Source organism: Streptomyces sp. NPDC055506 (assembly GCF_053643595.1).
This window is the reverse complement of the sequence record NZ_JBSHKH010000240.1, coordinates 1-5,513: the sequence shown is the minus strand read 5'-3', so window position 1 is coordinate 5,513 and position 5,513 is coordinate 1. Positions and strand designations below refer to the sequence as shown.

The following is a 5,513-nucleotide window of genomic DNA, read 5'->3' as shown; positions in this document are numbered from 1 at the left end:
CGCAGCGACCAGGAATGGGTCCAACACTCACTCCTGCTCACTGAATAGGAACGGTAGGTCACAGCGGTGCGCGCATGCACACCCGTGGCCAGCGGTCCAGGCCGTGTTCGGCTTCCTTCGCGCGGATGGCGCGCAGGCCGGGGGTGAGGTCCGGCTCGGGCAGGGCGCGAAAGCCGAGGCGGGCGTAGTAGGGGGCGTTCCACGGGACCTCCGCGAAGGTGGTCAGGGTCAGGGCGGTCAGGCCCTCCTCGCGGGCGTGGCCGGCGGCGTGTGCCAGGAGGTCCCGGCCCACGCCGCGGCGCGCGGCACGCGGGTGGACCGAGACCTGCTCGATGTGCAGCGCCCCGTCCACGGGCTCGGCCAGCAGATACGCGACCGGACGGTCCCGCTCGTCCACCGCTGCCCAGCAGCGGCCGGCCCGGCGGTAGCGCTCCAGTACGTCCAGCCCCGGCGGCTCGTCGTCGGCGATCTCCGGCATGCCGAGGTCGTGGAAGGGGGCGCCGGCGGCACGTTCGATGTCCTGGAGGGCGGGGAGTTCGGCGGCGGTCGCGGGGCGGATGCCGGCAGATCTCGACGTCATGCGTTCACCAACTCCTCAGGCGGGCACGCACTCCGGATCGGCGTCGTCGAAGGGCGGGTAGGTCTCGCCGCCCATGCGCTCCGCCGCGTCGATGTAGTCGGCGAGAGCGTCCCGGGAGCGGGTGAGCGTGGCCATCTGGTCGTCCAGTCGCCGCAGCCGTGACCGCATCGCCGCCAGCAGTTCCGGACATCCGAGCAGCTCCGGGGCTTCTCCGACCGCGCAGGGCAGCAGGTACGCGATGTCCTCGGACGACAGTCCGGCCCCGAGCAGGTGGCGTATCTGTTTCACCCGCAGCACGGCGCTGTCCCCGTACTCGCGGTAACCGTTCGCGCCGCGGTCCGCCTCCAGCAGGCCCTGGGCCTCGTAGTAGCGCAACTGATGGGCGTTCACGCCCGTCCGGCGACTCAATTCCCCGATGCGCATCGAAACCTCGCTTGACCTTCATACCGGTATCAACGTTGACGATGCTGCCATGAACACAACCGACGTACCCGTGACAATCATCGGACTCGGCCTCATGGGCCAGGCCCTCGCCGGCGCGTTCCTGAAAGCCGGGCATGCCACAACCGTGTGGAACCGCACGGCTTCCAAGGCCGACCGACTCGTCGCCGACGGCGCACGGCTCGCGCCGACCGTCGGCGACGCGATCGAGGCAGGCCCGCTGACGATCATCTGCGTCACCGACTACCAGGCCGTGCGGGAACTCCTGGGCGCGAGCGATGCCGACCTCGAGGGCAGGACGTTGATCAACCTGACCTCGGGCGACTCGGCCCAGGCCCGTGAGACGGCCCGTTGGGCCGAGCAGCGCGGCGCCCGCTACCTGGACGGCGCCATCATGGCCGTCCCGCCGGCGATCGGCACCGCCGAGGCGATCATTCTGCACAGCGGCTCGCAGGCGGACTTCGAGGCGCACAAGTCGACACTCGACGCGCTCGGCACCGTCACCCACCTCGGCGCGGACCATGGCCTGGCCTCCCTGTACGACGTGGCCGGCCTGGCCATGATGTGGAGCGTCCTGAACGCCTGGCTGCAGGGCACCGCCCTGCTCAGGACGGCCGGTGTCGACGCTGTGACGTACGCGCCGTTCGCGCAGCGGATCGCCGCCGGCGTGGCCGAATGGCTGCCGGGATACGCCCGGCAGATCGACAGCGGCTCCTTCCCTGCCGAGGTCTCCGCCCTGGAGACCGACGTGCGGGCCATGGCGCACCTGATCGAGGAGAGCGAGGCGGTCGGTGTCAACGCCGAACTGCCCAAGCTGATCAAGGCGATGGCCGACCGCTCGATCGCCGCCGGACACGGCGGGGAGCAGTATCCCGTGCTGATCGAGGAGTTCGCCAAGCCGAGCGGCGACTGACCGGCTCAGGAGGGGTCAGGGCGCCCGGTTCCCGGTGCCGGTGGTGGCCAGCGTCTCGGCCGGGGCGTTCACCGGGTGCGGTGTGCCCGTGAGATCGAGGACGAACAGGGGGACGGCCAGGGCGTCGGCGCGGGCCCGGGCGTCGTCCGCGTAGCCGGTGAGGGAGAAGTAGAGGCAGTCGGCGGACTCCGTCATGGCCGTCAGCCACAGGCACTCCACGTCCCGCAGCGTCGCGGGGCGCACGGCCGGGTCGACCTGTGCGAGGACGCCGCGGGCCGCGAGGCCGATGCCGGACGGGGGACGCTGGTCCGCCCGGCGTACGTCCGGGTAGCCGAGCCAGCGCAGATACAGCGCGGTGGCCGTGACGGCGTCCCGGGCGGTACGGATGGTGACGGACCGGAAGGGCGGCCGGGCGGCCGCGGCGCCCGCGATGGCGGTGGCGGCCGCGGCGTCGCGTGCGTCCGGCGTGGACCGCGGCCGGGCTGCATCGGCGGCCCGGTCCGTCCCGTCGTCCGGGCCGGCCGGTCCCCGCCCCTCCGCCACCGGCACCCGCAGCACCGTTCCGCACGCGCACCCCATCTCCGGGCGCGGCCACTCCCCGCTCCGGCCGCAGGACGCGCAGCGCACCGTCACCCAGTCGTCCTGCCAGACGCGATGAGGGACAGGCGTCGCCGCACGGTCGCGGTCCAGGGGCGGGCCGACCGGCGCGCCGCACACGCAGGGGTACACCGGCGCCGTGTAGCGGTGCTCGCGGTGGCAGGCCGGGCAGCGCACCGGGACGGTCTCGGCCATGTCAACTCCAGAACCGCGTCGCGTCGGGACAGCGGATCCATCGTGCGCCTCCGGGCCCCTGCCTGTCCGCCCCTTGCCATCTCTTGACGGCCTTCGGCAGCCCCACTTACATTAATTCCAGATCGTAGAAGAAGTTTTCCACAATACGGAAGAGCTCACCGCGGGGCGCGACGGGAGTGCGAATCCGACAGCCGAAGCAGGAGTACTCGATGGCTCGAATGACCGCTGCCCGAGCGGCAGTTGAGATCCTCAAGCGCGAGGGCGTGACCGACGCGTTCGGTGTCCCGGGCGCGGCGATCAACCCCTTCTACGCGGCGCTCAAGGCCTCCGGCGGCATCGCCCACACCCTCGCCCGGCATGTCGAGGGTGCCTCGCACATGGCCGAGGGCTACACCCGCACCCAGCCGGGCAACATCGGCGTCTGCATCGGCACCTCCGGCCCGGCCGGCACCGACATGATCACGGGTCTGTACTCCGCGACCGGAGACTCCATCCCGATCCTGTGCATCACCGGCCAGGCCCCGACCGCCGTGATCCACAAGGAGGACTTCCAGGCCGTCGACATCGCCTCGATAGCCAAGCCGGTCACGAAGATGGCCGTGACCGTCCTGGAGGCGGCACAGGTCCCCGGCGTCTTCCAGCAGGCCTTCCACCTGATGCGCTCGGCCCGGCCCGGGCCGGTCCTGATCGACCTGCCGATCGACGTCCAGCTGACGGAGATCGAGTTCGACCCGGAGACGTACGAGCCGCTCCCGGTCTACAAGCCGGCCGCGACCCGCGCCCAGATCGAGAAGGCGATCACGCTCCTCAACGAGTCCGAGCGGCCGCTGATCGTCGCCGGCGGCGGGATCATCAACGCCGATGCCGCGGAACTGCTCGTCGAATTCGCCGAGTTGACCGGCACCCCGGTCGTCCCGACCCTGATGGGCTGGGGCCTCCTCCCCGACGACCACGAGCTGAACGCCGGCATGGTCGGCCTCCAGACCTCGCACCGCTACGGCAACGCGACCTTCCTGGAGTCCGACTTCGTCCTCGGCATCGGCAACCGCTGGGCCAACCGCCACACCGGCAAGCTCGACGTCTACACGGCCGGGCGGAAGTTCGTCCACGTCGACATCGAGCCCACCCAGATCGGCAAGATCTTCGCCCCGGACTACGGCATCGCCTCCGACGCCAAGGCCGCGCTGGAGCTGTTCGTCGAGGTGGCACGGGAGCTGAAGACGGCGGGCAGGCTGCCCGACCGCACCGAATGGGCCGCCGCCGCGCAGGAGCGGAAGGCCACGCTCCAGCGCCGTACCCACTTCGACGACATCCCGATCAAGCCCCAGCGCGTCTACGAGGAGATGAACAAGGCCTTCGGCCCGGAGACCCGCTACGTCTCCACCATCGGCCTCTCGCAGATCGCCGGCGCCCAGATGCTCCACGTCTACCGGCCCCGCCACTGGATCAACTGCGGCCAGGCCGGCCCGCTCGGCTGGACCGTCCCGGCCGCGCTCGGCGTCGCCAAGGCCGACCCCGAGGCGTCCGTCGTGGCGCTCTCCGGCGACTACGACTTCCAGTTCATGCTCGAGGAACTGGCCGTCGGCGCGCAGCACAAGATCCCGTACGTCCATGTCCTCGTCAACAACTCCTACCTGGGCCTGATCCGTCAGGCGCAGCGGGCGTTCGACATCGACTTCCAGGTCAACCTGGAGTTTGAGAACATCAACGCCCCGGAGCTCGGCGTCTACGGCGTCGACCACGTCCGGGTCGCCGAGGGCCTCGGCTGCAAGGCGATCCGCGTCACCGACCCGGCCGAGCTGGGCGCGGCCTTCGAGCAGGCCAAGAAGCTCGCCGCGGAGTACCGGGTCCCGGTCGTCGTCGAGGCGATCCTGGAGCGGGTCACCAACATCTCCATGTCGACGACCAACGACATCGGCAACGTCGTGGAGTTCGAGGAGCTCGCCACGGAGCCCGGCCATGCGCCGACCTCGATCAAGACGCTGAAGGTCTGACGCGCGGGAGAACGAACGAGCAGAGGGGCGGCCCGTCCGTGGGACGGACCGCCCCTTACGCATGGGGTGACCCATGGGGTCAGCTTCCGCCGCCTCCGCATCCGCCCCCGCCGCCACCCCCACCGCAGTAGTGGTACCCCCCGCCGCTGCCGCCCCTGCCGCGCGGTGAGTTCTTGAGGAGGTTCTTGCCGCCCACCTCGGCCCGGCGGACCAGCCCCGCCCGCAGGGCGAAGCGCGGCACCAGCAGGCGCAGGGCCGGCTCGCCGTGCAGCGCGACGGCCAGCAGCCTCTCCTCGTCGGTCAGACCGCGCCTGCTCGCGGGCAGCGGATGGCTCTGGCGCAGCTCCCGCACCTGGCGGCGGGCGGCGCGCGTCGGGCCGAGCAGCGGGTAGCGCAGCAGGCCCGCCCCCGCGAGGGGGATGCGCATCAGCGCCACCGCGATCCTGATGTCCGGGTCCTTCACCAGCGTCCGGAGCCCGGCGGGCTCGCGCAGGGACGTGTGCACCGCCTGCGCCAAGGGGGACGGCGGCTGCTGAGCGGGCACGACGTCCGCGAAGCCCTTCCGTATCGTCCCGGGCCGGTCGGCCTCCACCAGCCCCCGCAGATAAAGGTCCACCACGGCGACGGTGACGGCGGCCCGCGGGCCTTCCCCCAGCAGTGCGATCTCGTGCGGCTCCAGCCGGACCGCCGTACCGTCGCTCATGGCTTCACCCCCGTGACGGGGTCCGCCGCCCCCGTGCCGGCGGGTCCCCGTGTGTCGGGAATGTGCCCGGCCCCGGGGGCTGTTGAAGCC

Annotated in this window: 6 protein-coding genes; 2 read left to right on the top strand and 4 right to left on the bottom strand. The window is 71.5% G+C overall.

All coding sequences use genetic code 11. The features are described 5' to 3' along the window. Positions 1-58: 58 nt before the first annotated feature. Positions 59-580, bottom strand: a complete 522-nt coding sequence (locus tag ACWIF2_RS40000) for a GNAT family N-acetyltransferase (protein ID WP_454366540.1) — start codon at positions 578-580, stop codon at positions 59-61. Positions 581-595: 15 nt separating this feature from the next. Beyond that, positions 596-1,003: a MerR family transcriptional regulator gene (locus tag ACWIF2_RS39995; protein ID WP_454366538.1), complete on the bottom strand. Its 408-nt coding sequence runs from the start codon at positions 1,001-1,003 to the stop codon at positions 596-598. Between the two features lie 49 nt (positions 1,004-1,052). On the opposite strand from ACWIF2_RS39995, the gene ACWIF2_RS39990 reads away from it, so the two are divergent. Further along, on the top strand, positions 1,053-1,934 hold the full coding sequence (locus ACWIF2_RS39990; RefSeq protein WP_454366536.1) for an NAD(P)-dependent oxidoreductase: 882 nt from the start codon (positions 1,053-1,055) through the stop codon (positions 1,932-1,934). Between the two features lie 15 nt (positions 1,935-1,949). Here the strand turns inward: ACWIF2_RS39990 and ACWIF2_RS39985 are convergent, their stop codons facing one another. Continuing rightward, on the bottom strand, positions 1,950-2,726 hold the full coding sequence (locus tag ACWIF2_RS39985) for a hypothetical protein (protein WP_454366534.1): 777 nt from the start codon (positions 2,724-2,726) through the stop codon (positions 1,950-1,952). Between the two features lie 209 nt (positions 2,727-2,935). Here ACWIF2_RS39985 and gcl point away from each other — a divergent pair, with 209 nt between their 5' ends. Further along, on the top strand, positions 2,936-4,720 hold the full coding sequence (gcl, locus tag ACWIF2_RS39980; protein ID WP_454366532.1) for a glyoxylate carboligase: 1,785 nt from the start codon (positions 2,936-2,938) through the stop codon (positions 4,718-4,720). Between the two features lie 79 nt (positions 4,721-4,799). On the opposite strand, the gene ACWIF2_RS39975 is transcribed toward gcl, so the two are convergent. Further along, the gene (locus tag ACWIF2_RS39975; protein WP_454366530.1) at positions 4,800-5,423 is read right to left on the bottom strand and encodes a TIGR04222 domain-containing membrane protein; all 624 of its coding nucleotides are present in this window, start codon (positions 5,421-5,423) and stop codon (positions 4,800-4,802) included. Positions 5,424-5,513 lie beyond the last annotated feature (90 nt).